27 protein-coding genes and 2 pseudogenes are annotated in these 25326 nt (G+C 45.1%); 17 read left to right on the top strand and 12 right to left on the bottom strand.

Annotated features, from left to right (window positions below):
- Positions 1-311: 311 nt before the first annotated feature.
- Complete coding sequence (locus MU515_RS17410) at positions 312-857, top strand: gamma carbonic anhydrase family protein (RefSeq protein WP_260261655.1); 546 nt, start codon at positions 312-314, stop codon at positions 855-857.
- On the opposite strand, the gene MU515_RS17405 is transcribed toward MU515_RS17410, so the two are convergent.
- The 4 genes from MU515_RS17405 to tsaC form a co-directional block, all read right to left on the bottom strand.
- Positions 854-1117 carry a DUF1488 family protein gene (locus tag MU515_RS17405; protein ID WP_260261654.1) on the bottom strand — a complete coding sequence of 88 codons (264 nt, stop codon included), beginning with the start codon at positions 1115-1117 and terminating at the stop codon, positions 854-856. The genes MU515_RS17410 and MU515_RS17405 overlap by 4 nt on opposite strands.
- The gene (aroE, locus tag MU515_RS17400; protein WP_260261653.1) at positions 1117-1950 is read right to left on the bottom strand and encodes a shikimate dehydrogenase; all 834 of its coding nucleotides are present in this window, start codon (positions 1948-1950) and stop codon (positions 1117-1119) included. The genes MU515_RS17405 and aroE overlap by 1 nt, the downstream gene beginning before the upstream one ends.
- 129 nt (positions 1951-2079) lie before the next feature.
- Positions 2080-3000, bottom strand: coding sequence for an oxygen-dependent coproporphyrinogen oxidase (hemF, locus tag MU515_RS17395; protein WP_260261652.1), 921 nt, complete (start codon positions 2998-3000; stop codon positions 2080-2082).
- 11 nt (positions 3001-3011) lie between these two features.
- Positions 3012-3569, bottom strand: a complete 558-nt coding sequence (gene tsaC / locus MU515_RS17390; protein ID WP_260261651.1) for an L-threonylcarbamoyladenylate synthase type 1 TsaC — start codon at positions 3567-3569, stop codon at positions 3012-3014.
- Between the two features lie 210 nt (positions 3570-3779).
- On the opposite strand from tsaC, the gene purE reads away from it, so the two are divergent.
- Positions 3780-4265 carry a 5-(carboxyamino)imidazole ribonucleotide mutase gene (gene purE / locus MU515_RS17385; RefSeq protein WP_260261650.1) on the top strand — a complete coding sequence of 162 codons (486 nt, stop codon included), beginning with the start codon at positions 3780-3782 and terminating at the stop codon, positions 4263-4265.
- A 3-nt stretch (positions 4266-4268) separates the two neighbouring features.
- Positions 4269-5402 carry a 5-(carboxyamino)imidazole ribonucleotide synthase gene (locus MU515_RS17380; protein WP_260261649.1) on the top strand — a complete coding sequence of 378 codons (1134 nt, stop codon included), beginning with the start codon at positions 4269-4271 and terminating at the stop codon, positions 5400-5402.
- A gap of 73 nt (positions 5403-5475) precedes the next feature.
- Here the strand turns inward: MU515_RS17380 and MU515_RS17375 are convergent, their stop codons facing one another.
- Genes MU515_RS17375 through MU515_RS17360 form a run of 4 tightly spaced genes read right to left on the bottom strand, consistent with a single transcriptional unit; the run spans position 5476 to position 8754 of the window.
- On the bottom strand, positions 5476-6054 hold the full coding sequence (locus MU515_RS17375) for a DNA topoisomerase family protein (protein ID WP_260261648.1): 579 nt from the start codon (positions 6052-6054) through the stop codon (positions 5476-5478).
- An 11-nt stretch (positions 6055-6065) separates the two neighbouring features.
- Positions 6066-6545, bottom strand: coding sequence for a DUF494 family protein (locus tag MU515_RS17370; protein ID WP_279257673.1), 480 nt, complete (start codon positions 6543-6545; stop codon positions 6066-6068).
- Between the two features lie 2 nt (positions 6546-6547).
- Positions 6548-7675 (bottom strand): DNA-processing protein DprA, encoded by a 1128-nt coding sequence (dprA, locus tag MU515_RS17365; RefSeq protein WP_260261647.1) that lies wholly within the window; start codon positions 7673-7675, stop codon positions 6548-6550.
- On the bottom strand, positions 7672-8754 hold the full coding sequence (locus MU515_RS17360) for a LysM peptidoglycan-binding domain-containing protein (protein WP_260261646.1): 1083 nt from the start codon (positions 8752-8754) through the stop codon (positions 7672-7674). The genes dprA and MU515_RS17360 overlap by 4 nt, the downstream gene beginning before the upstream one ends.
- A gap of 180 nt (positions 8755-8934) precedes the next feature.
- Here MU515_RS17360 and def point away from each other — a divergent pair, with 180 nt between their 5' ends.
- The 6 genes from def (at position 8935) to MU515_RS17330 (ending at position 15434) form a co-directional block, all read left to right on the top strand.
- Positions 8935-9456, top strand: a complete 522-nt coding sequence (gene def, locus MU515_RS17355; RefSeq protein ID WP_260261645.1) for a peptide deformylase — start codon at positions 8935-8937, stop codon at positions 9454-9456.
- Between the two features lie 30 nt (positions 9457-9486).
- The gene (fmt, locus tag MU515_RS17350; protein WP_260261644.1) at positions 9487-10434 is read left to right on the top strand and encodes a methionyl-tRNA formyltransferase; all 948 of its coding nucleotides are present in this window, start codon (positions 9487-9489) and stop codon (positions 10432-10434) included.
- Between the two features lie 145 nt (positions 10435-10579).
- A complete protein-coding gene (rsmB, locus tag MU515_RS17345) occupies positions 10580-11860 on the top strand; it encodes a 16S rRNA (cytosine(967)-C(5))-methyltransferase RsmB (protein ID WP_260261643.1) in 1281 nt (426 codons plus the stop codon).
- 156 nt (positions 11861-12016) lie between these two features.
- The gene (gene trkA, locus MU515_RS17340; RefSeq protein ID WP_260261642.1) at positions 12017-13393 is read left to right on the top strand and encodes a Trk system potassium transporter TrkA; all 1377 of its coding nucleotides are present in this window, start codon (positions 12017-12019) and stop codon (positions 13391-13393) included.
- Between the two features lie 13 nt (positions 13394-13406).
- Positions 13407-14852, top strand: a complete 1446-nt coding sequence (locus MU515_RS17335) for a TrkH family potassium uptake protein (protein ID WP_260261641.1) — start codon at positions 13407-13409, stop codon at positions 14850-14852.
- A 9-nt stretch (positions 14853-14861) separates the two neighbouring features.
- On the top strand, positions 14862-15434 hold the full coding sequence (locus MU515_RS17330; RefSeq protein WP_260261640.1) for a DUF3157 family protein: 573 nt from the start codon (positions 14862-14864) through the stop codon (positions 15432-15434).
- Here the strand turns inward: MU515_RS17330 and trhA are convergent.
- Both trhA and MU515_RS17320 read right to left on the bottom strand, forming a co-directional pair.
- The gene (gene trhA / locus MU515_RS17325) at positions 15431-16084 is read right to left on the bottom strand and encodes a PAQR family membrane homeostasis protein TrhA (RefSeq protein WP_260261639.1); all 654 of its coding nucleotides are present in this window, start codon (positions 16082-16084) and stop codon (positions 15431-15433) included. The two genes, MU515_RS17330 and trhA, sit on opposite strands and share 4 nt — an antisense overlap.
- A 91-nt stretch (positions 16085-16175) precedes the next feature.
- Complete coding sequence (locus MU515_RS17320; protein WP_260261638.1) at positions 16176-16973, bottom strand: sporulation protein; 798 nt, start codon at positions 16971-16973, stop codon at positions 16176-16178.
- A 377-nt stretch (positions 16974-17350) separates the two neighbouring features.
- Here MU515_RS17320 and MU515_RS17315 point away from each other — a divergent pair, with 377 nt between their 5' ends.
- The 5 genes from MU515_RS17315 (at position 17351) to MU515_RS17295 (ending at position 21281) form a co-directional block, all read left to right on the top strand.
- A complete protein-coding gene (locus tag MU515_RS17315) occupies positions 17351-17518 on the top strand; it encodes a hypothetical protein (RefSeq protein ID WP_260261637.1) in 168 nt (55 codons plus the stop codon).
- Positions 17519-17657: 139 nt separating this feature from the next.
- A complete protein-coding gene (locus MU515_RS17310) occupies positions 17658-17924 on the top strand; it encodes a YihD family protein (protein ID WP_260261636.1) in 267 nt (88 codons plus the stop codon).
- A 281-nt stretch (positions 17925-18205) separates the two neighbouring features.
- On the top strand, positions 18206-19624 hold the full coding sequence (gene ccoG, locus MU515_RS17305; protein ID WP_260261635.1) for a cytochrome c oxidase accessory protein CcoG: 1419 nt from the start codon (positions 18206-18208) through the stop codon (positions 19622-19624).
- A 279-nt stretch (positions 19625-19903) separates the two neighbouring features.
- Positions 19904-20866 (top strand): hypothetical protein, encoded by a 963-nt coding sequence (locus MU515_RS17300; RefSeq protein ID WP_260261634.1) that lies wholly within the window; start codon positions 19904-19906, stop codon positions 20864-20866.
- Positions 20850-21281 (top strand): hypothetical protein, encoded by a 432-nt coding sequence (locus MU515_RS17295; protein WP_260261633.1) that lies wholly within the window; start codon positions 20850-20852, stop codon positions 21279-21281. Before MU515_RS17300 ends, MU515_RS17295 begins: the two co-directional genes overlap by 17 nt.
- A 606-nt stretch (positions 21282-21887) precedes the next feature.
- On the opposite strand, the pseudogene tnpA reads toward MU515_RS17295, so the two are convergent.
- A pseudogene (gene tnpA / locus MU515_RS17290) lies at positions 21888-22205 on the bottom strand (IS200/IS605 family transposase).
- Between the two features lie 195 nt (positions 22206-22400).
- Between tnpA and MU515_RS17285 the strand changes: the two are divergent.
- From MU515_RS17285 to MU515_RS17275, 3 genes and pseudogenes are all read left to right on the top strand, one after another.
- A pseudogene (locus MU515_RS17285) lies at positions 22401-22653 on the top strand (hypothetical protein); the annotation flags it as partial.
- 69 nt (positions 22654-22722) lie between these two features.
- A complete protein-coding gene (locus MU515_RS17280; RefSeq protein ID WP_260261632.1) occupies positions 22723-23709 on the top strand; it encodes a serine/threonine protein kinase in 987 nt (328 codons plus the stop codon).
- A gap of 26 nt (positions 23710-23735) precedes the next feature.
- A complete protein-coding gene (locus MU515_RS17275; RefSeq protein ID WP_260261631.1) occupies positions 23736-24338 on the top strand; it encodes a thiol:disulfide interchange protein DsbA/DsbL in 603 nt (200 codons plus the stop codon).
- A 47-nt stretch (positions 24339-24385) separates the two neighbouring features.
- Here MU515_RS17275 and yihG read toward each other — a convergent pair whose 3' ends face one another.
- Entirely contained in the window at positions 24386-25309 is a 924-nt protein-coding gene (gene yihG, locus MU515_RS17270) for a 1-acylglycerol-3-phosphate O-acyltransferase, YihG family (protein ID WP_260261630.1), read from the bottom strand.
- Positions 25310-25326: the final 17 nt, after the last annotated feature.

Below are 25326 nucleotides of genomic sequence, written 5' to 3'. Positions count from 1 at the left end.
TGTTTGTGACTCACATCACTCAACAAGAGGCGGTCATTTTAGCGAGATAAGTTTTAGTGTCAACCACTTTTTTCAAAACTTTTTTCAAGCGCTTGGCTTGGCTAATTGACCTGCTGAACCGTTCTTGTTTCTTTCGAAGCGTTCCCGTGTCAGCGAGGGGGCATTATAGAGATCGCCGTCACGTTGGCAAGCCCTTTTTAGCGTTTTTTTTGATTTTTTTATTGTTTGGGTGTTTTCTATTCACAAACGCTTATTTATTCGACTCTTCTATGCTCAAATTAGCCAAAAGCAGCCAATAACAAGGATAAATCATGTCTTCTTTACGCAGTTATAAGGGTATCAGCCCGCAGCTCGGTCAACGTGTCTATATAGATAGCTCTTCACTTTTGGTCGGCGATATTAAAATTGGCGACGATTCGAGCATTTGGCCATTAGTTGTAGCTCGTGGGGATGTAAACCATATCCATATCGGTCATCGAACCAATATTCAAGATGGCAGCGTTTTACACGTTACGCATAAGAATGCTGAAAACCCTCAAGGCTACCCACTATTAATCGGTAATGATGTAACTGTAGGACATAAAGCAATGCTGCATGGCTGCATCATTAAAGATCGCGTATTAGTCGGTATGGGTGCCATCGTACTTGATGCGGTTATAGTAGAAGAAGACGTAATGATAGGTGCGGGAAGTTTAGTTCCGCCAGGCAAGGTATTAGAGAGTGGCTTCTTATATGTTGGTAGCCCAGTGAAAAAGGCGCGCCCTTTGACTGACAAAGAACGCGCCTTTCTAACAAAATCTGCCGATAACTATGTACAAAATAAAGAAGACTACTTACATCAGGTCAAGTCTCTCTAATTGAGTTCAACTTGGCCTTGCTGGTTAAACTCTTCCTCTTCTATAAGCTCTTCTGCTTGCTCTTCAATTTCAAATCGATTGTCGATGAATAGTTGAAGAGCTTGCTCCGGCTCTACGACTGATTGCCCACTGAGCTTATTGATGTAAGCCAGCGTCGCAACGCACTCAATTAAAGCACCTGCTTGCTGAGCGGGAAATACCACCGCTTGCAGTTCTTGATTCCAATCTTGGATATCTGGAAACAAAATTGACTGGTTCATTATAGGCCTTCTAAATTTTTACGTAATTCTCTGAGGATTTGTCTTGTCCCGGGTCTTAGCCCGCGCCATAACATAAAGCTTTCTGCCGCTTGACCAACTAACATGCCTAACCCATCGTAAGCGTGAGCCACACCGTTATCTAATGCCCACTGATTAAAGGTTGTTTTACCTTTACCATACATCATGTCATAGGCAGTCGATGTAGAAGAGAAAATCTCAGTCGATATCGATGGAAGCTCACCCGACAAACTGGCTGATGTTGAGTTGATGATCACGTCAAACGGTTGGTCTATTTGATTCATCTCACTTGCCACCACGTTACCAAACTCGGCAAACATAGATGCCAACTGCTCTGCCTTACTAAACGTACGGTTAGTGATAACCAAACACTCAGGCGATTGCTCTAATAAAGGCTGCACGACACCACGCGCCGCACCGCCTGCGCCAATCAACAAAATTCGCGCATCTTTCAAAGGCACTTGGTATTGCAGTAAGTCTTGTACTAAGCCCGCACCGTCGGTGTTGTCACCAATGATCTCGCCATCATCGAGCTTTTTAAGCGTATTCACCGCACCGGCTAATTGCGCTCGTTCAGTTAAGCGACTGGCAAATTGATAGGCTTGCTCTTTGAAAGGCACGGTAATATTGCAGCCTCGACCACCGTTGGAGAAAAACTCACAGGCAGCTGATTCAAAGCCATCAATTGGTGCAAGCTTAGCAGTGTAAGTCATCGACTGGTTGGTTTGACGAGCAAACAAGGTATGGATAAAGGGAGATTTCGAGTGTCCGATTGGATTACCAAACACTGCATAGCGATCTATTTGTTGCGTCATATCCTTACCTGCTCATCCTTTTTTAAACTGAGACTAAAGATGAAGCCGCCTCTCAAAGATACTCTCAGCAAGCAGCAACTTCATATTTGTGATTATGACACTATCACTATCTATATAGAGAAGGAAGATTTACCACTCTCTCGGTTTGAGGTAATGATTATATAACTCAGCTTCTGGCGAATTAGGCTCTACTTGGTAGTTGTATTCCCAACGAGCCAGTGGTGGCATCGACATTAATATAGACTCAGTACGTCCACCTGTTTGAAGACCAAACAAGGTGCCGCGGTCAAACACTAAGTTGAACTCGACATAACGGCCACGTCGATAGAGCTGAAACTGGCGTTCGCGTTCACCAAACTCGGTTTGCTTGCGGCGCTCAACAATTGGCAGATAAGCTTGGGTATATCCTTCCCCTACCGCTTTAATGTAATCGAAGCACTTATCAAACTCCCACTGATTGAGATCATCAAAGAACAAGCCGCCTACACCACGCGTTTCATCACGATGCGGCAAATAGAAATACTTATCGCACCACGCTTTATGTTCGGTATAGATATCATCACCAAAGGGCGCACAGATCTCTTTTGCGGTGTTATGCCAGTATTGGCAATCTTCTTCAAAAGGATAGAAGGGTGTTAAATCAAAACCGCCACCAAACCACCAGATAGGTTCTTCACCCTCTTTTTCAGCAATAAAGAAGCGAACATTGGCGTGTGAAGTGGGAATATAAGGGTTTTTAGGGTGCATCACTAAAGAGACGCCCATGGCTTCAAAACGTCGCCCAGCGAGTTCAGGACGATGAGCTGTCGCCGAGCCAGGCATTTGATTACCTTGAACATGCGAGAAATTCACGCCACCTTGTTCAAAGACTGCGCCGTCAGTCATCACTCGCGTGCGACCGCCACCAGCCAGTTTCTCTCCCGGCTCTCGTTGCCAAGCGTCTTGCTCAAATTCAGCTTGTCCATCCGCTTGCTCTAACTGCTGACAAATCGAATCTTGTAATGTTAGAAGAAACTGCTTTACCGCTTGTTTATCAATGGTGCTTGGCATGAGTCGAACCCTTAACCTTGTCTTAATACTTGTAGCGTTTTCGCATCACGGATTTCACTTGGTTTATCACGGCCTCCCGTTTCTCCACGTAAAATCGCCACCAGCTTATCTCCTAATTGCTGCTCCACCTCTTCAGTGGTCATACAGGGTGGTAAACCCGTTAAGTTGGCGCTAGTAGAAGTAAGGGGTTTGCCAAAAGCTAAACACATCTTTTGTACTAAAGAATGGTCAGTAACACGAACGGCGATTGAATCAAACTGACCAGATACCCAGTTCGACACCTTATCACTGGCAGGCATTATCCAAGTGTACGGCCCCGGCCATGATGCTTTCACCGCTTCTAGCTGTTGCTCGGTTAGCTGTGATTCATCAATATAAGGCAATAACTGCTGATAATTAGCCGCAATTAAAATCAGCCCCTTTTCTACTGGGCGCTGTTTTAAGGTTAAGAGTTTTTCAATTGCCTGCGGGCTATCTGGGTCGCAGCCGACACCAAACACACCCTCAGTTGGGTAAGCGATCACTTCCCCTTGCTGAAGTGCTGTAAGTGCTTGCTCAAAGTTCTCCACTGAACTTCCTTTCTTTGTTGTCTGTTACTGTTTTTATTCAGTGTACTAACATTCTCAACACATGACTAAAGCAAATTATTTATAAATTGTGTCCGTAAGGAATTTGAATCGATAACCAAACCGACGCAAACGTTTGCTTGAATCAAAAATCCTCGTATAATGCGCACAAATTTACTGCTTTACCCTATTCGTAACTTGAAGGAGTTTGAGATGAAAGTCGGTATCATCATGGGTTCGAAATCTGATTGGCCAACCATGAAGCTCGCAGCAGAAATGCTCGACCAATTTGGTGTTGAATATGAAACAAAAGTGGTTTCAGCTCACCGAACTCCTCAATTGCTTGCAGATTACGCAACGAGCGCGAAAGAGCGCGGCCTCAAAGTCATTATTGCGGGTGCAGGCGGCGCAGCTCACCTACCGGGTATGACAGCCGCTTTCACTGCATTACCTGTTCTTGGTGTGCCAGTGCAATCTCGCGCATTAAGCGGTATCGACTCTCTATACTCAATCGTGCAAATGCCAAAAGGCATCGCGGTTGGCACGTTAGCCATTGGCGAAGCAGGCGCAGCAAATGCGGGCATTCTTGCTGCGCAAATCATTGGTACTCACGATGAAGCGGTGATGGCGAAAGTTGAAGCCTTCCGCGCAGAGCAAACAGAAACAGTATTGGCTAACCCAAACCCTGCTGAGGACTAAACCATGCACGTATTGGTGTTAGGTGCAGGCCAACTGGCACGCATGATGTCATTGGCTGGTGCGCCACTAAATATTGAGCTATCTGCTTATGATGTTGGTAGTGGCAATGTCGTACATCCACTGACTCAAGCGGTGATTGGTCATGGCTTAGAGAGTGCGATTGCACAAGCCGATGTCATCACAGCGGAGTTCGAACATATCCCTCACGATATTCTTGAAGTGTGCGAGCGCAGCGGTAAGTTTCTCCCTTCCGCTCAAGCAATTAAATCAGGCGGTGATCGCCGCATTGAAAAAGCGCTATTAGATGAAGCAAAAGTACGTAACGCCAAGTATGCCGTAATTGAAACTCGTGAAGACTTCCAACACGCGATTGACTACGTCGGCATTCCGATGGTGCTAAAAAGTGCTCTTGGTGGTTATGACGGCAAAGGCCAGTGGCGTTTAAAAGATGCCAGCCAAGCTGACGCGATTTGGCAAGAGATGGCAGAGTGCATAGCCGCTACCCCCACTCAAGCCATCGTAGCCGAAGAGTTTGTGCCTTTTAATCGAGAAGTGTCATTAGTTGGAGCTCGTGGTAAAGATGGCTCTGTGGCGGTTTACCCTCTTGCTGAGAACATTCATACCGATGGTGTGCTGAGTTTATCGACGGCGATTGCTGATCAAGGTCTGCAACAACAAGCTAAGCAGATGTTCCAAGCGGTTGCCGACAGCTTGAACTATGTGGGCGTGTTGGCACTCGAATTTTTCGATGTGGATGGCACACTGCTAGTTAACGAAATTGCTCCTCGTGTACATAACTCCGGTCACTGGACACAACAAGGTGCGGAAACTTGTCAGTTTGAAAACCACTTACGTGCGGTATGTGGCTTGCCACTTGGTAGCACCAAATTGGTTCGCGAAACGTCAATGATCAACATCCTTGGTGAAGACATCTTGCCTGAGTCATTAATGGCGATGGATGGTTGTCATATTCACTGGTACGGCAAAGAAAAACGTGCTGGTCGTAAGATGGGTCACATCAATGTGTGTGGTGACTACACTGGTGAGTTGCAGCGTAAACTTTGCGCACTAGCGGAAATGCTAGATGAGCAAGCTTTCCCTGCGGTTCATGAATTTGCCGCGAGCATTAAAAGCTAATTAAGCTTGACCCTTCAATAAAAAACGGCGCATCGAGCGCCGTTTTTTATATCTGATTCGCTAACATCGAAAATTAGCTTTGTTGAGTGTGATGACACTTTCGGTCAGCACATTGCAACTTAGTGCCACTGGCAAGCTTCTTTTCTACCAATAAACCAAAACCGCATTTCTCACACTTGCCCATGACAGGGGGCTGATTAACCGCAAACTTACACTTAGGGTAGTTATCGCAAGCGTAAAATAGTTTGCCGAAACGGGTTTTGCGCTCAACCAATTCACCTTTGCCACATTCAGGGCAAGCAATGTGATCGGCTTGCTCTTCTTCTGGTTGATCTAACGACTCTATATGATTGCATTGAGGGTAATGGCTACAACCAATAAACATCCCATAGCGACCTTGGCGCAGTACCAATTCATGACTGCAATCAGGGCAAGGCACGCCAAGCTCTTTAATCACATGTCCATCATTTTGGTGCAGTGGTTTTATGTAGTCACAGGCTGGATACAAGTGACAACCTAGGAATGGGCCATGTTTACCATGGCGTAATTGCAGTTCGCCATCACGCCCTTGTTCCTGACATTTAGGACAAGCTTGATGCTCTAGGGCGTGCTCATGAGCGGAGAATAACTGTTGATCGATTTTACTACTCATCGCGACTCAATCTAATGAAGAATACCTTGTTCTTTACTGTACAAAAGCTCTTCCATTAGCGTGTAGGCGTTTTCGTTGCCCGGTACGTTAAACAGTACCATCAACACAATCCATTTAAGATCATCGAGTTCGAACTCTTGAGTCTCTAAACCCATCACGCGGTCAATGACCATTTCGCGAGTTTCAGTATTAAGTACATTAACTTGTTCTAGAAACATCAAGAAACCACGACACTCAAGATCGAGGCGCGCCATCTCTTTATCACTAAAAATGCGCGTAGAGACTGCACCACTTGATACTGAAATAGCGGAGTGCGTTTCACTTTGTTGCAGTGCCGCAAGCTCTTCTCGCCAGACAAGGGCTTTATATATGTCTTTTTGATCAAAACCAGCGCGAAGCAATTCATCTTCTAACTCATCTTGATTGACCTGTAACTCAGCATCGCTATGGATGTAAGTTTCAAATAGATACATTAGGATATCCATCATCATAGCTAGCCCCTCCCCTTACGAATATAGCCACCAGAAACCGCAACAACATGCCCTGAGAGCTCAAGCTCTAAAAGCTGCAACATGACTTCATGCACTGGTATATTGGTCCGCTGTGCAAGAATATCAACCGGCGTCACTTCATTGCCTACGTTAGCTAGAAGATCAGCAAATGGCAATTGTTGTTTACTATCGATTTGTTCAATCCAATCATTTTGCTTTGGTTGCTGTTGCAAAGGCTTATTAATATCAGACCAACGCAGCAAGGTTTCGATTTCATTGACGACATCTTCAACACTTTGTACTAAACACGCGCCTTGTTTGATCAATGAGTTACATCCACGCGATTGCGGGTGGTGAATAGAGCCGGGTAAGGCAAACACCTCTCGACCCTGCTCTGCGGCATAGCGAGCGGTAATCAAAGAACCACTTTTCTCTGCGGCCTCGATAACCATCACGCCCACCGACAAACCACTGATGATCCGATTGCGACGTGGGAAGTTATCCGCTTTAGGTTGAATCGTCGGGTGAAACTCTGAAACTAACGCCCCTTGCTGCCTGACTCTTTCTGCCAGTTTTCGATGACGCGCGGGGTAGATGTTCTGCAAGCCACATCCAAGCACAGCAATGGTTTCTCCGTTTCCTTGCAACGCCCCGTCATGAGCATGACCATCAATCCCTAATGCAAGCCCACTGGTAACTACTAGACCTTGCTCAGCAAAATTTTTAGCGAACGATTTTGCCGAAGCTAAGCCATCCACACTGGCATTTCGGCTGCCAACGATAGCCACTTGAGGTTTAGCCAGCACATTTCTTCTGCCTGATACAAAAAGGATAGCAGGTGGCGCAGTCACTTGTTTTAGTAATGGCGGATAATCAGCGTCTTGCAAACAAAGGATATGGTTGTCTTCACTTTGTTGCTGCCATTCAAAGCACTGCTCAACATAAGCGATACTGCCATTTCGAATATATTCAATTTGAGTAGAAGTAAAACCAAGTGCCGATAACGCAGAAGGGGAAGAGTGGACGATGTTTTCCAAACTGTCTTTAGTTTGCAAACGGGCTAGGCCTTTAGGACCTAGCCGCGGGGTAAAGTAGAGCGTTAACCAAGCGCGAAGCGCTTCTTGGGTCATTGCGTGCTCAACTCCTGATGAGCACTATCAGGCACGACTGGCGCTTGAACTAAGGTATCTTTGCCGATCGGCTGTAAGCTTTCCGTTACCAAAGCCAAACTAAAGTGTTGATAAGGGCGAATCACCATTAAGCTACCAATACGTTGATTAGGCATTGTCAATTTGTCTTTGACCGCTTTCTCAACCACTTTCGATGCTGATTGCTTAGCACTCACTGCAGCGCCATGTTTATACAATTCAAACATACTGCCTTGAGTTAAGTTATCTTGCTCGCCACGGTCAATCACTACCACTTGGTTTTGACCCACATACTGACTGCCCTCTAATGTCCCGAGAATATGCGCCACACTTTCAGCCGGCGATGGCTGTGGGTAGAAGGTCGTGGTCAATTCACCTTTGTCACTCTCTACTGCTGGTAGAGCAATATCATCGACCAATATTTCTTGGACTTGCTGAGTAATGCGCAGCGAACTCATATCCGCATCTGCCGAGCTCAACTCACCCCAAGCCACTTGTTTTAAAGCTACGACGCGCTGCTCTTCACGGGTAAAGGTTTCCACCTCGCGATAAATTCCCCACTGCGTTTTACTCTGCTGACCACTGATATAAAGCACGTCTTCATTGGTTAGAAACTGCTTACCATTACTTGAACCCAATACGCGGTCAACTTGCTGCAACGACAAGAGCGTCAATAGTCGATCTGATTCTAAGTAAGGCAAGACGAGGCTTTCACTCACTACAGGTACCGCTTGTTTATCTAGTAGGCGAACGCGAGGGCTAAGCTTCACCATGGTTTTGAGGCTCAACAATGGTTGACCATTACGCCAAATAAGATTGAGTTTGTCGCCAGGATAAATAAGGTGCGGATTATTGATGTAGCTGTTTGCCTGCCAAAGTCTTGGCCATAACCATGGATTATCAAGGTACAGTTCAGAGATATCCCATAAGGTATCGCCTTTCACCACTGTGTAAGTTTGCGGGGCATCATTTTTTATTTTCAGCGCTGATTCAGCCCAGCTAAATGGTGCGGCAACGAGAGCTGCGAGTGTAAGCAGTGCTTTGAGCCTTACTCGATACATAGCCAATCCTTGTGTTAAAACCGTTATGGAGCAACAAAACCTCGGGCTTTTTGCGGTTATTTATTCAACACTAAAGCTGCGCAAAAAACGTAATGATGCTGTCATTTGAGGTCTAAAATGTCTAGAATTGAGCCAACGAGGTTTACCCTGATTCGGCACAGTTCAACATTTCGAGTGTATATGTCTGTATTACAAGTATTAACATTCCCGGATGATCGCCTTCGCACTGTCGCGAAGCCTGTAGAAGCGGTTACTCCAGAGATTCAAAAAATCGTCGACGACATGATTGAAACCATGTACGACGAAGAAGGTATCGGCCTTGCTGCAACGCAAGTTGATATCCACCAGCGCATCGTAGTTATCGATATTTCCGAGACTCGCGATGAGCCTATGGTACTGATCAATCCTGAGATCACAGAAAAACGTGGTGATGATGGCATCGAAGAAGGTTGCCTATCAGTTCCTGGTGCGCGCGCACTTGTGCCACGTGCAGCAGAAGTATCAGTAAAAGCGCTTAACCGTGAAGGTGAAGAGTTCACATTCGATGCAGATGACCTACTTGCTATCTGTGTGCAACATGAGCTTGACCACCTAGAAGGCAAACTGTTTGTTGACTACCTTTCGCCTCTAAAGCGTAAGCGCATTCAAGATAAGCTAGCTAAGATTAAGCGTTTCAACGAGAAACAGTCTAATAAAGCTTAATCGCTAACCCAATTAAGTAAGGATGGTACCTTGAGCAAACCATTAAGAATTGTTTTTGCAGGTACTCCGGACTTCGCCGCCCAGCATATGGCGGCGTTGTTGTCTTCGGAGCACGAAGTTATTGCAGCATACACTAACCCTGACCGCCCTGCGGGTCGTGGTAAAAAGCTGACAGCAAGCGCGGTAAAAAACCTAGCCCTTGAGCACAATGTTCCGGTTTACCAGCCAGAAAACTTCAAATCAGATGAAGCGAAACAAGAGCTTGCTGACCTCAATGCGGACATCATGGTCGTGGTCGCTTACGGTCTTCTGCTACCTCAAGCGGTACTTGATACTCCTAAACTAGGTTGTATCAACGTACATGGCTCAATTCTTCCACGCTGGCGCGGTGCCGCTCCAATTCAACGTTCAATTTGGGCGGGTGATGCGGAAACAGGCGTGACCATCATGCAGATGGATATCGGCCTAGATACTGGCGACATGCTGAAAATCGCCACACTGCCAATTGAAGCACCTGACACCAGTGCATCTATGTACGGCAAACTGGCTGAACTAGGCCCACAAGCCTTGGTTGAGTGCATCAATGACATCGCCGCTGGTACAGCAGTTCCAGTAAAGCAAGACGATGAGCTTGCTAACTACGCTAAGAAACTCAGCAAAGAAGAAGCTCGCATTGACTGGAGCGAAGACGCAACTCACATCGAACGTTGTGTACGCGCATTCAATCCATGGCCAATGAGCCATTTTGAAGCGGCAGAGAACAGCATCAAAGTATGGCAAAGCCGTGTTGCTGAGCAAACGTCTGACAAGCCTGCAGGTACGATTCTGCAAGCAGATAAAACCGGCATCTACGTTGCAACAGGCCAAGGTGTCCTTGCGCTAGAGCAACTGCAAGTACCGGGTAAAAAAGCAATGTCAGTGCAAGATATTCTTAACTCTCGCGCTGACTGGTTCGCTGTAGGTAGCGTTCTTAGCTAATAAATTTAAGTCCAGTTGGGCTTAATAATCATCCTCGAAATAGTTGGAGTTGCAGCAAAACAACAATGCTGCGACTTCAAATATAACGAGGATTACGTACATTTCGAGATCAGAGATGATCTCGCCTTAACAAAAGGTATTCACCATGAATGTTCGCGCTGCTGCTGCCAACGTTTTGTTCCAAGTGGTCGACAAAGGCCAATCTCTTTCTCACGCACTTCCTGCTGCTCAAAAAACCATTCGACCAAGAGACCACGCTCTATTACAAGAGATCTGCTACGGTGCTCTGCGTTACTTGCCACGCTTAGAGTCAATTGCCAATGAGCTGATGGATAATCCCCTGAAGGGCAAAAAGCGTGTATTCCACCACCTTATCTTGGTTGGTATTTACCAGCTGAGCTTCATGCGTATCCCTGCTCACGCAGCGGTTGCTGAAACCGTGGAAGGAACAAAAACGCTTCGTGGTCCAAGCCTTCGTGGCCTGATTAATGCTGTGCTACGTAGCTACCTACGCGATCAAGAAGCGCTGGATGAAAAAGCCGTTAGCCACACTGCTGGTAAATATGGCCACCCAAACTGGCTACTGAAAATGCTGCAAGAGAGCTACCCAGAGCAATGGGAACAGCTGGTTGAATCAAACAACAGCAAAGCACCTATGTGGCTACGTGTGAACCGCCAGCACCACACGCGAGATGAATACCTTGAGCTACTGAAAAGCGAAAACATTGAATACACCATTCATCCAGAAGCAGAAGACGCGATAAAATTGGCGTCGCCTTGCGATGTTACTCTACTACCGGGCTTTGACCGTGGCTGGGTATCAGTGCAAGACGCTGCGGCGCAATTATCAGTAAACTATCTACAACCTAAAAACGGTGAACTGATTCTTGATTGTTGTGCTGCGCCAGGTGGTAAAACGGCACACATCCTTGAGCATACAGAAGATACTGAAGTGGTTGCCATCGATAGCGATGCTAAGCGCCTCGATCGTGTTTACGACAACCTTGAGCGCTTAGAACTACGCGCTGATGTAATTTGTGGTGATGCGCGCTACCCACAAGAATGGTGGAGTGGTGAGAAGTTCGATCGCATCCTACTTGATGCACCTTGTTCAGCGACAGGGGTTATTCGTCGTCACCCTGATATCAAATGGCTACGCCGCGCGGATGATATTGCCGCACTAGCAGAGCTACAAAGCGAAATTTTGGATGCGATGTGGCAGCAACTTAAACCAGGTGGCACCTTAGTTTACGCTACTTGCTCTATCACTCCGCAAGAGAACAAAGAGCAAGTAAAAGCATTCTTGGCGCGTACGCAAGATGCAGAACTACAGGGCTCTGAGCCTGAAAACCCAGGTCGTCAGATTCTTCCGGGTGAAGAAGATATGGACGGTTTCTACTACGCTGTGATGACCAAACGCGCGTAGTAAGTCTGATGTTAACAAAGCGAAACTTGCTTATTGTAAGTTTCGCTATTATTTTCAAGGCATTGAATACTTTCAAACATGCACTAATTTCAATTCCAGTGAAAGCTCAGTGGAATTGGTATTACTGAATAAGTTGCCTTTAAACGAGATAACAGTATGAAAATCATTATTCTTGGCGCAGGCCAAGTGGGTGGCACGCTGGCTGAGAACCTAGTTGGCGAAAATAACGATATTACTATCGTTGACAAAGATGGCGACCGCTTGCGCGAACTGCAAGATAAATATGATTTACGAGTGGTCAATGGCCATGCCAGCCACCCAGATATTCTGCGTGAAGCCGGCGCACAAGATGCCGATATGCTTGTTGCAGTAACCAACACTGATGAAACCAACATGGCGGCATGTCAGGTTGCTTTTTCTCTGTTTAACACGCCAAACCGAATTGCTCGAATTCGTTCTCCGCAATACCTTTCAGAAAAAGAAGCGTTGTTCCAATCTGGCGCTGTACCCGTTGACCATCTAATCGCCCCAGAAGAGCTCGTCACTAGCTATATTGAACGTTTGATTCAATACCCTGGTGCACTTCAGGTTGTGAGCTTTGCAGAGCAGAAAGTCAGCCTAGTTGCGGTTAAGGCCTATTATGGTGGCCCATTGGTAGGTAATGCACTTTCTGCATTGCGTGAGCACATGCCACACATTGATACCCGTGTAGCCGCGATTTTCCGTCAAGGCCGTCCAATTCGCCCGCAAGGAACCACCATCATTGAAGCCGATGATGAAGTGTTCTTTGTTGCCGCGAGTAACCATATTCGCTCTGTGATGAGTGAGCTACAACGCCTTGAGAAGCCTTACCGCCGCATCATGATTGTAGGTGGTGGTAACATCGGTGCTAGCTTAGCTAAACGTCTTGAGCAAGCCTACAGCGTTAAGCTTATCGAACGTAGCTATCAGCGTGCTGAGCGTCTGTCTGAAGAACTAGAAAACACTATCGTGTTCTGTGGAGATGCAGCAGACCAAGAGCTGCTAACCGAAGAAAACATCGACCAAGTGGATGTGTTCATTGCTTTAACCAACGAAGATGAAACCAACATCATGTCAGCCATGCTGGCAAAACGTATGGGCGCGAAGAAGGTAATGGTTCTGATCCAGCGTGGCGCTTATGTTGACCTCGTACAAGGTGGCGTCATTGATGTAGCGATCTCACCGCAACAAGCGACTATTTCAGCGCTGCTAACCCATGTGCGTCGTGCTGATATCGTGAATGTATCGTCACTGCGTCGTGGTGCGGCCGAAGCAATCGAAGCGGTTGCACACGGTGATGAAACCACATCGAAAGTGGTTGGCCGTGCAATTGGTGATATTAAATTACCACCGGGCACGACCATTGGCGCAATTGTTCGTGGTGAAGAAGTGCTTATTGCCCATGACCGCACTGTGATTGAGCAAGACGATCACGTAGTAATGTTCCTAGTAGATAAGAAATACGTGCCTGACGTGGAAGCTCTATTCCAGCCAAGCCCATTCTTCCTCTAAGGCTTGTCACAACATGGTTAACTTCCGTCCCGTACTGTTCGTTATAGGGTTAGTACTGTCTAAGCTCGCCCTATTTATGTACGTACCCACTCTTGTGGCTCTGTTTACTGGCACTGCTGGCTTTATTGAATTTGGCCAAGCATTGCTTATCGTTCATATCGTCGCATTTGCCTGCCTTACCATAGGCCGAACGGCCAAATTTAAACTCAGTGTTCGGGATATGTTCCTGATCACCAGTTTTGTCTGGACCATCGCCAGTGCCTTCGCGGCTTTGCCTTTTGTCTTCATTAACCACATCAGCTTTACCGATGCCTACTTTGAGACCATGTCGGGTATTACGACTACTGGTTCTACGGTGCTAAGTGGCTTAGATAATATGGCGCCAAGTATTTTACTTTGGCGTTCTATATTGCAATGGCTCGGTGGTATTGGGTTTATTGTGATGGCAGTTGCGGTACTGCCAATGCTCAACGTTGGTGGTATGAAGCTGTTCCATACTGAGTCGTCCGACTGGTCCGATAAAAGTAGCCCAAGAGCAAAGACCGTCGCCAAAAATATCGTGGTGGTTTATCTCACTCTGACAGGCTTATGTATGGCGGGTTTCTTGTTATCAGGCATGTCATTGTTTGAAGCGATTAACCACGCGTTCACTACTTTATCAACTGGCGGATACTCGACGTCTGATGGCTCAATGAACCACTTCTCCCATGGCGCGCACTGGAATGCTACGCTATTTATGTTCCTTGGTGGCTTGCCTTTCTTGCTGTTTGTTTCTGCACTGACTAAACGTCGCCCAGAAATTTTACTTAAAGATGCCCAAGTTCGTGGCTTTGCTTACCTATTTTTGGGTTCAAGCGCGGTGATTGCTTCATGGCTAGTGATTCGTGACGGCTACACCATTTTAGATGCAGTGCGGGTATCGATGTTCAACATTGTCTCTGTGGTTACCACCACAGGCTTTGGCCTAGAAGACTTTACCGCTTGGGGCGCGCTGCCAACCACATTGTTTGCCTTCTTAATGATGGCAGGAGCATGTTCAGGTTCGACGTCTGGCGGGATCAAAATCTTCCGCTTCCAGATTGCGATGACCCTACTCAACAAGCAGATGATGAAACTGATTCACCCATCAGGTGTATTTGTTCAGCGCTACAATCAGCGCCCAGTTAACGATGATATTGTCCGCTCTGTGGTTGCGTTTGGTTTGATGTTCTTTATTACCATCATCTTTATTGCAGGATGTTTAAGCGCACTTGGCCTAGATCCAGTGACCAGTATTTCTGGCTCAATCACCGCAGTGGCCAACGTTGGCCCAGGCATGGGACACCTTATTGGCCCTACGGGCAACTTTGCTCCGCTGCCAGATGCAGCAAAATGGTTACTTAGCTTTGGTATGTTGATGGGACGCTTGGAAATTTTGACCATTCTGGTTCTGTTCTTCCCTGCATTCTGGCGACGTTAAGGAAATACGATGAAAAAACTTATTCCACTTTTAGGCTTGTTAGTCAGCTCCACAACCCTTGCAGCTCAAGTGATCACTTTAGAAGATGGTCGCCAAGTTCAGCTAAATGATGATTTTACTTGGGGCTATGTACTAACCGAGAAGGCAGCTCAAACAGATAATCGCTCTACACCATCCAATGCAGAGATAATTCCAGTCGCAGCGGCACCTGTCATAAATAAGCGAGTAGGGACAACCATTACCGTTGGCAGCAAAAAACCAATCATGCAATTACAAGATTCTGGTATTGAGCTACTGCTTGGTTCTGCACAATATCAAGATGGGGAGCTCATTATCCCAACGTCCTTAACCAATCAAAGTAGTAGCGCAGTTGTGTTGGTCGAAGTGGAAATTACAATCTCCGACTTACAAGGACAAAAGCTCGCTCAAGAGAAAGTAAAAGTGTGGCAATCCATCAAACGCTTAGCTGATACTTACTTACGTCCACAAACAGCCGAACAAGGCCGCTCTATTGCTATCGCAGTTGAACAAGCAGAGCAATATCAATTAAGTGCCCAAATAGTCGATCTAGAAATCCGCTAAATAGGTTCCACATAAAGATAAATGGCTAAGAAGTGACACGCGCATCCCGCTAAAACAAACCCATGCCAGATTGCATGGTTATAAGGGATGCGCTTCGCGACGTAGAAAATCACGCCAAGCGAATAGACCAAACCACCCACAGCTAATAGCGTTAAGCCGCCCACCTCTAAATTCAGCGCCAATTGGTATATCACGACCAAAGACAGCCATCCCATCAGCAAATAAGTCACCAATGAGAGCTTTTTGAAACGGTAGACGAAGGCTAACTTCATGATGATACCGATCAGGGCAATCGACCAAATCACAATCATTAAGCCAATGGCTAATGGGGTGCGCAAACTCACCAATAAGAATGGAGTATAACTGCCCGCAATCAATAGATAGATTGCGCAATGGTCAAAGGTTTTGAGCGCGCGTTTAGCACGCTTATAAGGAATGGCGTGGTAAAGCGTAGAGGCGAGAAACAGCACAATCATGCTACCGCCATAAATACTCATACTGGTGATGGTTAATGCATCGGCATTGTGGTCGAGCGCTTTGATTAACAGCAATACTAAGCCAATAATACCGAGAACCATGCCCAAGCCATGGGTAACTGTATTGGCGATTTCTTCTTTAACGCTGTATGGACTCGATTTGTCACTCGACATAAAAATACTCTGGATTGACCACTTCAACCCAGAGTATGTCACATTTAGCTTACACGTGTAAGCTCAAATTTATGAAAAATTCATGACGTGGTTAGCTGCTGCTATCTAGATACTCAACCACACACTTACCCGCTTCAGAAGGTAACGTTGATGTAGCCAATGTCAGCTCACGCTTCAACTGCCCCGCACCCAGTAAGCTTGCAAGCATGCCTTTTGCACCTTCTCGATGGCGGTCGATTTCAAACCACAGCTTCAATTCATCTTGCTCACGGTACGCGACCAATTCTAGCTCGCGCCATCGACCATGAAATTGCCCAGTGGTGGGCACAAATTCAAACTCTTGCACAAAAGGTAAGGCTAACCCTTCTACCGCTTCACACTCCACTTGGCGAATGCGTAAACCCTGCGCTTCAAGCTCAGTCAAAATACCATCCATAAGAGGATCAGGACGAATAGTGACAATGTCGGTATCACTTGGATCTTTGGCCATTGAGATATCTAGGCCCGTTTCAATCCAAACTTGAGCATCCCCAATAGTAATTGGCGTATTCCACGGCACATCGAGTTCTAATTCAAAATCACGCGTCTCACCGGATTGAATGGTAAAAGCGTAAGGTAAACTCCAGCTTGCGAGCACATGGTTTTGCGCTTGGCGGCGCATCCGGCCAGGGTTATGCCTATCATTATCGCGATTAGCGGGCACTTCCTTGATGTAGCGGCAGTAGAGTTTCAAATCAATATTATCTATCTCTTGATCGGTTGAGCCGCCATACACATGGATGATGATATTAACCTTCTGCCCTGGGTACAACACCTCTTGTTGCAGCACGGTATCAACTTGCGCTGATCCTATACCAAAGCTGGCAAGTGTTTTCTTGAAAAACGACATACCACTCCTCCTTAATTGATCCACTAACACCTATGCTAGTTCTTTTTACTGTCTCATCTCTATGGAAGATCTCACAGAAACCAACACATTAAACTCGATGAATATCCCTAACAGGTCACACTGCTAATACTTAAGGGTGAAAAAATTGCCCGAATACCCAATTAAGTAGTGATTTGGTGAAGAATAAACTGATTAGATATCGATCAATGAAAAACATGGTGCTAACCTATCCTTGATATGTTTTGCATATCACTATCCCTGTTTATTCATTTGGATTGGCGAAAGCCAGAAGAGCCAACCTTCAGTAATGAAGCTCGACTCATGACTAAACAGGCCATTACATCGGCAATGGATATGCCTGACAGTTAGGTAATTAAATGCGCCCAACAGCAGTCAGGTTTTCGCACACTAACCGTAGTGCAATGCGTCGTCGTAGTGGCTTTGCTGCTGCGCCTGTCGCTAAAAAGATCGCGCCTTCTATGACTTTAGTTGAAAAAGAAGCCATTTTGGTAACGAATCCAACTAAACAAATTAAGGCCGCTTAATAAAAAGCGCAGTCTTGCTGCGCTTTTTTCTTACCCAAAGAAAAATAGATAACAATTCATCACTATTGTAGATTGCTATTATCCTTCCCTATTTGTTACCTTTTACCCAAAATCATTATAATTATTGTGGAGAAAGTTAATGAAATGCCATCGCATTGAGGAGCTACTTGAGCTGTTAGAGCCTGAGTGGCAAAAAGATCAAGACCTAAACCTATTGCAGTTTATCGTAAAGCTTAGCCAAGAAGCAGGCTATGAAGGCAAGCTAGAAGACCTAACTGACGATGTTCTGATCTACCACCTAAAAATGCGCAACAGCGCGAAAGATGAAATGATCCCAGGCCTAAAAAAAGACCAAGAAGATGATTTCAAAACCGCTATTTTGCGTGCTCGTGGCTTAATCGACTAAGCGATACAAGATGATAAAAAGCGACCTAAGGTCGCTTTTTTTATGCCTATTTCAAACTATAACTCTATACCCACTCATTGATTATGGAAATTTATTGTTAAAGGTTGATAGCCTTAAAGAAATGAAATTGTTATTAACTGTATACTTAAAAGACTGGTGAGCGATAGATTACTATCCTCACCGCAATGTCGAAGTGCCAATTAAACAAATAAATCAGCGCACGAAACCAAGCACGAGCATGACCATTAGAAGCTATGCCGTGATGCCTAAAAGGAAGCACAATGAGTCAGGATAAAATTGACATCAAAGATGTGACGGCAAAAACCTACAATCCCAAAACGCACAAAAACAAAGGCGACAGGTTTAATCCAAGCAATCGAATCTATGTCCGTGAAAGCAAAGGGGCCTTCCAACAATTACGCCGCTACGGTGGTTGGTTCCTGTTATTGCTGTTTGCCATCATCCCTTGGATTCCTTACGGCGATCGACAAGCCATTTTGCTCGATATTGGTCAGCAACAATTTAACTTCTTCGGCACCACGCTCTATCCACAAGATCTCACTCTGTTAGCAACGCTATTTGTTATCGCTGCCTTTGGCCTGTTTTTTATTACCACCTTTTTAGGTCGAGTCTGGTGTGGTTACTTATGCCCGCAAACAGTCTGGACCTTCATGTATATCTGGTTTGAAGAAAAGCTAGAAGGCAGCGCCAATAAAAGGCGCAAACAAGATTCTGGCAAACTGACTTCCTCCCTATTATGGCGTAAAACCGCTAAACACGTAGCTTGGCTCGCGATTGCATTAGTCACTGGATTTACCTTCGTCGGTTACTTCGTGCCGATGAAACAACTCGTGCTCGATTTTTTCACCTTGAATGCCAGCTTTTGGCCAGTATTTTGGGTGCTGTTCTTTGCGGCTTGTACATACGGAAATGCTGGTTGGATGCGTTCAATCATGTGTGTTCACATGTGCCCTTACGCGCGCTTTCAATCGGCGATGTTTGACAAAGACACCTTCATCGTTGGCTATGACGTTAAGCGCGGAGAAGATCGCGGCCCACGCTCTCGCAAAGCCGATCATAAACAGCTCGGCCTAGGTGACTGCATCGATTGTGACTTGTGTGTGCAAGTTTGTCCGACCGGAATTGATATCCGCGATGGCCTGCAATACGAGTGCATTAACTGTGGCGCTTGTATTGATGCCTGTGACAAGACTATGGATCGCATGGGTTATGAAAAAGGGCTAATTAGCTATACTACGGAACATCGGCTCTCAGGCCATTCAACCAAAGTGATGCGACCTAAACTGCTTGGCTATGGCGCAGTATTGTTAGTGATGATCGGACTGTTCTTCGTCCAAATCGCCAGTGTAGAACCGGTCGGCTTAAGCGTATTGCGTGACCGCACTCAGCTATCAAGAGAAAATGATTTAGGCGAAATTGAGAACACCTACACACTTAAAATCATCAACAAAACCCAACAAAACCAGCAGTATCAACTATCCGTTGATGGCTTGGGCGATGTTTCTTGGTATGGCAAGCAAACTATTAATGTCGCACCGGGTGAGGTGTTCAATCTGCCGATGAGCATAGGTGTTAATCCAGGCAATCTAAGCTCACCCGTCACTACAATTCAGTTTATACTGTCTGACAGTGAACAATTTACCATCGCGGTAGAAAGTCGATTTATCAATAAGTTGTAGCTAACGCAATCTTAATGGAACAGGCTCAGCAATGATACACACAAACAATTGATATTATTAACGTTTATATGAAAACAAAGCCATAGTTAAAAATTCATATAACTTCCCTCGTAGTATTGGGAAATTTAGTTAAATTAGCTACAAACTTGAACAAACTGACACCAAACTAGGTGGTAAGATTAATAACCTCTGCCGCAATTTATAAACGAACAAATGCACAAACCTGAATACCCTTTCCCAGGGCCTAAATCTGCCTATTGGAAGAGTCTTAGCTCGACTATGAGCTATGATGAAGCCATCTCTCGATACGAAGCTCAACAAGGTGTTGCAAAAACAATGCAGCGAAACCCTATTAAATCTCCAGCAACAAAAGCTCTCGAAGCAAAGAGAGCAAACATGCTAGCTCTACAGCAAGAAAGTGCTGCACATAATATGACTCCCTCTAGTGCAATACAACAAACAGCTTTTGCAGAAACTCAATCAAGTATGTCTTGGCCTCCATACAACCCCATGGCTCCAGTGGGGGAGAAAGACCTAACAGAAAAGCTAAAAAAGACACTGGAAAGAAATCACGTCCACATCCATATCATGACCATTTGGGATACGATGACCTACATAGTTAACAACTGGATCGCTAGAACAGAGGAAGGGGAAGTTTTTGATTCTAGTGTCATCTCTGAAATTAACGACATTCGAGAAGACTTAAATGACGGTAAAGAAGTACTTCACGCAGCTTATTTGTCTAAAGCTTTAGGTGGGCTAGGTATTGTAGCTAAAGAGACCAAAACGAAAAATGGTAAATCTGCAATTGTCATCTCTAGTATATGGAATGATAGTAAAATGCACTATGCAACCGTAAATGGAATTAACGTTAAGAAAAATCACCCTTACTTAATGGATAACCCCAAAATGCACCAACTTGGCTTTTCTAGATCAGCCAAAATGAGAGGGACATTAAAGGCAGGAGCATTATCAATTATAATCAGTGCCGCAATCGCAACCGAACAACTAATGAACAATGATGAATACCATATGACCGATTGGTATGGTGAAATGGGAAGTGAGTTATTAAAACTCGGTGTAGTGAGCGTCCTTACCTTAATAGCCATTCCGTCAAGCCTACCTATACTGGCAGTCGCGGCAGTCGCTCTCGTAATTGGCCTGATTGTCGATGAAGTATGGGAAGAGTTTGAAATACAGGAAAAAATAACAACGGAGCTAGAAAATGCCACAAAAGTATAGATATATAGGAATGTTCTTTTTCCTTCTTTTTAGTGTGTTTATGTGTTGGTTCTCATACAAATATTTATATATAGGATTCCAAGAAGAGATGGCACAACAATCAGAGTTTATTGAGGTTTCATTTGGTAGTGGACTCACTATTTATTCTAGCGTACTGTTTTTCACTTATTCTGTTGCGTTTCTATTGGTCAACATCAATAGAAGGCGCGATCCCATCGAGCTTTGGGAAAAGCTTTCTAGCACAAAAACAACCATTTTAATTATTGGTTTACTATCAGTATCTATTCCATGTGGATACATCTACAAAGAATATAAGGAACATGTTCTTGCAGAAAATGGCTATTCACTCAACCAGGTTAGAGAAAGGCATGGCCTCTTTAAGCTTGATCACTATGTTTACTCTCTTAGTAAATAGCTCTATATGAGTTTGAAAAGCAGAAAAAGCTACCAATTATGATTTACGTGCAGCCGCTGGGACGAGATATTTGGTTCAAGCTGAATTTCAAATCGAAATATTTGGCCTACCGATAGAGTTATTACATGGATATGGTTTAAAGCCTAATTGTAGTTTTGTGGACTATAACTCTATGGAGCCAACTTAAAGATCATAGGTAAAGCTGTTACACCGTTATGAGGAGAATCATATGAGTGTCAAAAAGACGGTGAAAATTTGCTTGTAGACTTGAGACCACCAAGAAAGAAACAGCAAGTGTTTCAGACGTAGGTTTGACAAGAAATCAGAGACTTTGGGCGATGAAGAGCACATACTTTCACGCACCACAACAAAGAGTGGCTAGGCATCCCCGTAGATAAACGCCGCCTTTATGTGCTTATCGAAATTTAGTGAGTTAAATCCGATCAACTTAAGAGGACCGCGGCCAACTACCGCAAAAAGGTAGAGCGAATCGATCGAGAGTTGAACGACACAACTGTAAAGCAAAACCGCCTATAATAGGGCTTGAACACGCTCCGACTAAGCCTCATACTCCCGCTCTTTCTTGTTTTGGTGTTTTACGTACCTTCAAATAATATCTTCACTCACACCTACAGTGCCAACAAAGAACCTTCTTGCCCAAAAGTGATTGCCCCATAATTTCTCTCTAATATAGGGAAATTTATTGAACAACTTTATTGCTGCTCGATCTTTGAGTACGCCTATCAATATTGAAATAGACAATTTTTGGAGAACCATCACGACTAGGTGAACATGGTCTACCTGCACATTTAGCTTCAAAACTTCGCAATCTTTTATATTGCAAAGAATGTAGATTCAAAGATAAAACTCCTTACCTACACTTCCTTTAAAAATCATGAGTCTATACCTTGGAGTCCAAACCATATGATATTCACAACGCTAATATACATCTGATGAATTTCTGTCACTGCTCATGTTTTTAATTTCCTCTTAGTTGTGGTGAATAAGAGATTTACTTCTAACATACGCACCACTCCAGGCTAGAACCCCAAGCGACAATCAATATCGTCCTAGGAGGTGGTGTAGAGCGAACAATTAAAACGCATGAAAGTAAAATAAAAGGTTCATATTTTGCACCATACGTTTGCAAGTCACTTTGTAATGAATGGCGGGGATATTTTAACTCTTACGGAAATACTCGAGCATGCTAGTATTGATAAAACGATGACTTACGCGTATTTGGCTCGTGAACACTTGTTTCGTGGTTAAACTCAACCCACGAAACAAATTAAGAAATCCACAAAATTACCGCATTTATGACCTAGAGAGCTCCATAGCCATAAAACAGAAAACACTAAGTGGTTGTATTTAATAACAATGAACTACAATCACCCTTACTAAACAACCTAGGAAACGCTCAGTAATGAGCCTTTAAATTACAATGTCAGACACTGCATTCAACTTTGATGCGCTCACCCCTGATTTCATGTGGTACGCGCTAGAAAGTATCGGTATTCGCGCTGAATCCGGCTTTTTGCCACTCAATAGTTACGAGAACCGCGTTTATCAATTCACCGACGAGGAGCGCCAACGCTACGTGGTGAAGTTTTACCGCCCAGAGCGTTGGAGCCAAGAACAAATCCAAGAAGAACACGACTTCACCTTAGAGTTAATTGAAGGTGATATTCCAGTTGCGCCGCCATGCCGCATCAATGGCCAAACGCTGCATTACTATCAGGGTTATTGGTTTGCCCTGTTTGCTAGTGTGGGTGGTCGTCAGTTTGAAGTGGATAACTTAGAACAGCTTGAAGGGGTAGGCCGTTTTCTTGGTCGTATCCATAAAGTCGGCTCGCGCACTCAGTTTCAACATCGCCCAACCGTTGGCCTAGAAGAGTATCTGTACCAACCACGCAAGCTGCTGCAAAACTCGAGCTTTATTCCGCTGCACCTAGAGAATGCTTTTTTTAGTGATCTCGATATGCTGATTAATCACTTAGAGCAACATTGGCAACAACCACAGCAAATCATTCGCCTGCATGGTGATTGCCATCCGGGCAACATTCTCTGGCGTGATGGCCCTATGTTTGTTGATTTGGATGACTCTCGAAATGGCCCTGCGGTGCAAGATTTGTGGATGCTGCTCAACGGCGAGCGTGCCGACAAACTGATGCAACTTGATATCATCCTTGAGGCTTACCAAGAGTTCAGTGACTTCAATATGAGTGAATTGAAACTAATTGAGCCTTTACGCGGTCTACGTATGGTGCACTATATGGCATGGCTGGCGAAAAGATGGCAAGATCCCGCATTCCCAATTGCCTTTCCTTGGTTTGATGACCCAAAATATTGGGAAAGCCAAGTTCTCGCATTTAAAGAACAGATTTCAGCCTTAAGCGAACCACCGCTTAGCCTAATGCCTCAATGGTAAACCCAGCTAATTACACGGAGATTATAATGAAAAAGCTGTTTGCTCTATTTACCACGCTCATCTTGAGCTTTTCTGCTCACGCTGCAAAGTTTTCAGAAGGGGAACACTACAAGGTTTTAGATCTTGAGCTAGCTAAACGCCCAACAGTGACCGAGTTTTTCTCGTTCTACTGCCCGCACTGCTTTAGCTTAGAGCCGATCATCAAGAAGCTAAAATCAGAACTACCTGAAGGTGCTAAATTGCAAAAGAACCATGTGTCTTTCATGGGCGGCGCGATGGGTGAGCCGATGAGCAAGGCCTACGCGACTATGGTGGTGTTAAAAGTTGAAGATAAGATGGCTCCGATCTTGTTCCACCGCATCCACACTATGGGCAAAGCGCCTCGCAATGCTGAAGATCTACGTCAGATCTTCATTGATGAAGGCATCGATGCAAAGAAATTTGATGCGGCATATAACGGCTTCGCAGTAGATTCGATGGTTCGTCGCTTTGATAAGCAATTTAAGCAAAGTGGCCTTTCTGGCGTCCCTGCTGTGATCGTCAACAACAAGTTCCTTGTGCAACCTCAGAGCATCAGCTCTACAGAAGAGTACATCGAACTGGTTAACTACCTACTGACGCAAAAATAATCTTCAGTAAACCAAATAAGCAAAAGGGAGCATCACTGCTCCCTTTTCTATTTCTGTTCTGTGGCGACTTCGCTCTGTTGCGGTATATCCACCTGAGAATACACTTGCTGCAATTTACGGTCTTTTCGCTGCCAAACCTCACCAAGCCAAAGTTGAAACTGTCGCTTGTATTGCTTGTCATTAAAATAATCACCGCTCACTTGCTCATTCATCGGTAAACAATCGGCATGCACCACAATGCGCGTCATGCGCCCCATCAGCAAATCTTTAAAAGGTTTATGAGTGTTATTAGGGTAAGCCAAGGTCACGTCAATGATATGGTCGAACTGATCGCCCATCGCCGCAAGCGTGTATGCGATACCGCCAGATTTTGGTTGCAGCAAGTATTGGTAGCCCGCTCGGCTACGCTTTTGCTTTTCAGGGGTAAAACGGGTGCCTTCAACGTAGTTAACCACCGTCGTCGGAGTATTCTTAAACTTGGCGCAAGAACGGCGAGTTGTGGCTAAGTCTTGGCCACGTTTTTCTGGGTTGCGTAGTAGATACTCTCGTGAGTAGCGACGCATGAAGGGCATATCTAGCGCCCAACAAGCCATACCAATAAATGGTACGTACAATAGTTGCTGCTTCAAAAAGAATTTTGGCATGGGAATGCGGTCTTTAAACACGCAGCACAGCACTACGATATCGGTCCAACTCAAGTGATTTGATATCAATAAGTACCATGAATCTTTACTCAGCCCTTCAACGCCTTGGACATCCCAATCCACTCGATTCGAAGCGCGCAATATACCGGAATTCACGGTAGCCCAGAGCCACATCATCTTGTTCGCCGCTCGGGTGAGTGCCATTTTCAACGCCGGTATCGGCAGCAATAGCTTGAACACGGCAATCGCACAGATCAGAAGTGAGCATACGGCCGAGTTGATGATCACCAATGATGCATTAATAAAAAATAATAAATACGCCAGCATAATGATAAAAGGACATT

This window comes from Vibrio intestinalis (assembly GCF_025195085.2).
GTDB classification, from domain to species: domain Bacteria; phylum Pseudomonadota; class Gammaproteobacteria; order Enterobacterales; family Vibrionaceae; genus Vibrio; species Vibrio intestinalis.
Note: the sequence above shows the minus strand (reverse complement) of the source record. Positions and strands in the feature narration are given on the sequence as shown.

What these genes read in the sequence shown, in the direction of transcription:
- hemF (WP_260261652.1), bottom strand. Translation starts at nt 3,000, where the DNA reads ATGCCAAGCACCATTGATAAACAAGCGGTAAAGCAGTTTCTTCTAACA.
- trkA (WP_260261642.1), top strand. Translation starts at nt 12,017, where the DNA reads ATGAAAATCATTATTCTTGGCGCAGGCCAAGTGGGTGGCACGCTGGCT.
- MU515_RS17295 (WP_260261633.1), top strand. Translation starts at nt 20,850, where the DNA reads ATGCCACAAAAGTATAGATATATAGGAATGTTCTTTTTCCTTCTTTTT.
- MU515_RS17320 (WP_260261638.1), bottom strand. Translation starts at nt 16,973, where the DNA reads ATGTCGTTTTTCAAGAAAACACTTGCCAGCTTTGGTATAGGATCAGCG.
- yihG (WP_260261630.1), bottom strand. Translation starts at nt 25,309, where the DNA reads ATGCTGGCGTATTTATTATTTTTTATTAATGCATCATTGGTGATCATC.
- MU515_RS17360 (WP_260261646.1), bottom strand. Translation starts at nt 8,754, where the DNA reads ATGTATCGAGTAAGGCTCAAAGCACTGCTTACACTCGCAGCTCTCGTT.
- def (WP_260261645.1), top strand. Translation starts at nt 8,935, where the DNA reads ATGTCTGTATTACAAGTATTAACATTCCCGGATGATCGCCTTCGCACT.
- ccoG (WP_260261635.1), top strand. Translation starts at nt 18,206, where the DNA reads ATGAGTCAGGATAAAATTGACATCAAAGATGTGACGGCAAAAACCTAC.
- MU515_RS17410 (WP_260261655.1), top strand. Translation starts at nt 312, where the DNA reads ATGTCTTCTTTACGCAGTTATAAGGGTATCAGCCCGCAGCTCGGTCAA.
- MU515_RS17330 (WP_260261640.1), top strand. Translation starts at nt 14,862, where the DNA reads ATGAAAAAACTTATTCCACTTTTAGGCTTGTTAGTCAGCTCCACAACC.
- MU515_RS17370 (WP_279257673.1), bottom strand. Translation starts at nt 6,545, where the DNA reads ATGATGATGGATATCCTAATGTATCTATTTGAAACTTACATCCATAGC.
- MU515_RS17405 (WP_260261654.1), bottom strand. Translation starts at nt 1,117, where the DNA reads ATGAACCAGTCAATTTTGTTTCCAGATATCCAAGATTGGAATCAAGAA.
- purE (WP_260261650.1), top strand. Translation starts at nt 3,780, where the DNA reads ATGAAAGTCGGTATCATCATGGGTTCGAAATCTGATTGGCCAACCATG.
- MU515_RS17275 (WP_260261631.1), top strand. Translation starts at nt 23,736, where the DNA reads ATGAAAAAGCTGTTTGCTCTATTTACCACGCTCATCTTGAGCTTTTCT.
- trhA (WP_260261639.1), bottom strand. Translation starts at nt 16,084, where the DNA reads ATGTCGAGTGACAAATCGAGTCCATACAGCGTTAAAGAAGAAATCGCC.
- MU515_RS17315 (WP_260261637.1), top strand. Translation starts at nt 17,351, where the DNA reads ATGCGCCCAACAGCAGTCAGGTTTTCGCACACTAACCGTAGTGCAATG.
- rsmB (WP_260261643.1), top strand. Translation starts at nt 10,580, where the DNA reads ATGAATGTTCGCGCTGCTGCTGCCAACGTTTTGTTCCAAGTGGTCGAC.
- MU515_RS17300 (WP_260261634.1), top strand. Translation starts at nt 19,904, where the DNA reads ATGAGCTATGATGAAGCCATCTCTCGATACGAAGCTCAACAAGGTGTT.
- MU515_RS17375 (WP_260261648.1), bottom strand. Translation starts at nt 6,054, where the DNA reads ATGAGTAGTAAAATCGATCAACAGTTATTCTCCGCTCATGAGCACGCC.
- MU515_RS17310 (WP_260261636.1), top strand. Translation starts at nt 17,658, where the DNA reads ATGAAATGCCATCGCATTGAGGAGCTACTTGAGCTGTTAGAGCCTGAG.
- MU515_RS17380 (WP_260261649.1), top strand. Translation starts at nt 4,269, where the DNA reads ATGCACGTATTGGTGTTAGGTGCAGGCCAACTGGCACGCATGATGTCA.
- MU515_RS17335 (WP_260261641.1), top strand. Translation starts at nt 13,407, where the DNA reads ATGGTTAACTTCCGTCCCGTACTGTTCGTTATAGGGTTAGTACTGTCT.
- MU515_RS17280 (WP_260261632.1), top strand. Translation starts at nt 22,723, where the DNA reads ATGTCAGACACTGCATTCAACTTTGATGCGCTCACCCCTGATTTCATG.
- dprA (WP_260261647.1), bottom strand. Translation starts at nt 7,675, where the DNA reads ATGACCCAAGAAGCGCTTCGCGCTTGGTTAACGCTCTACTTTACCCCG.
- aroE (WP_260261653.1), bottom strand. Translation starts at nt 1,950, where the DNA reads ATGACGCAACAAATAGATCGCTATGCAGTGTTTGGTAATCCAATCGGA.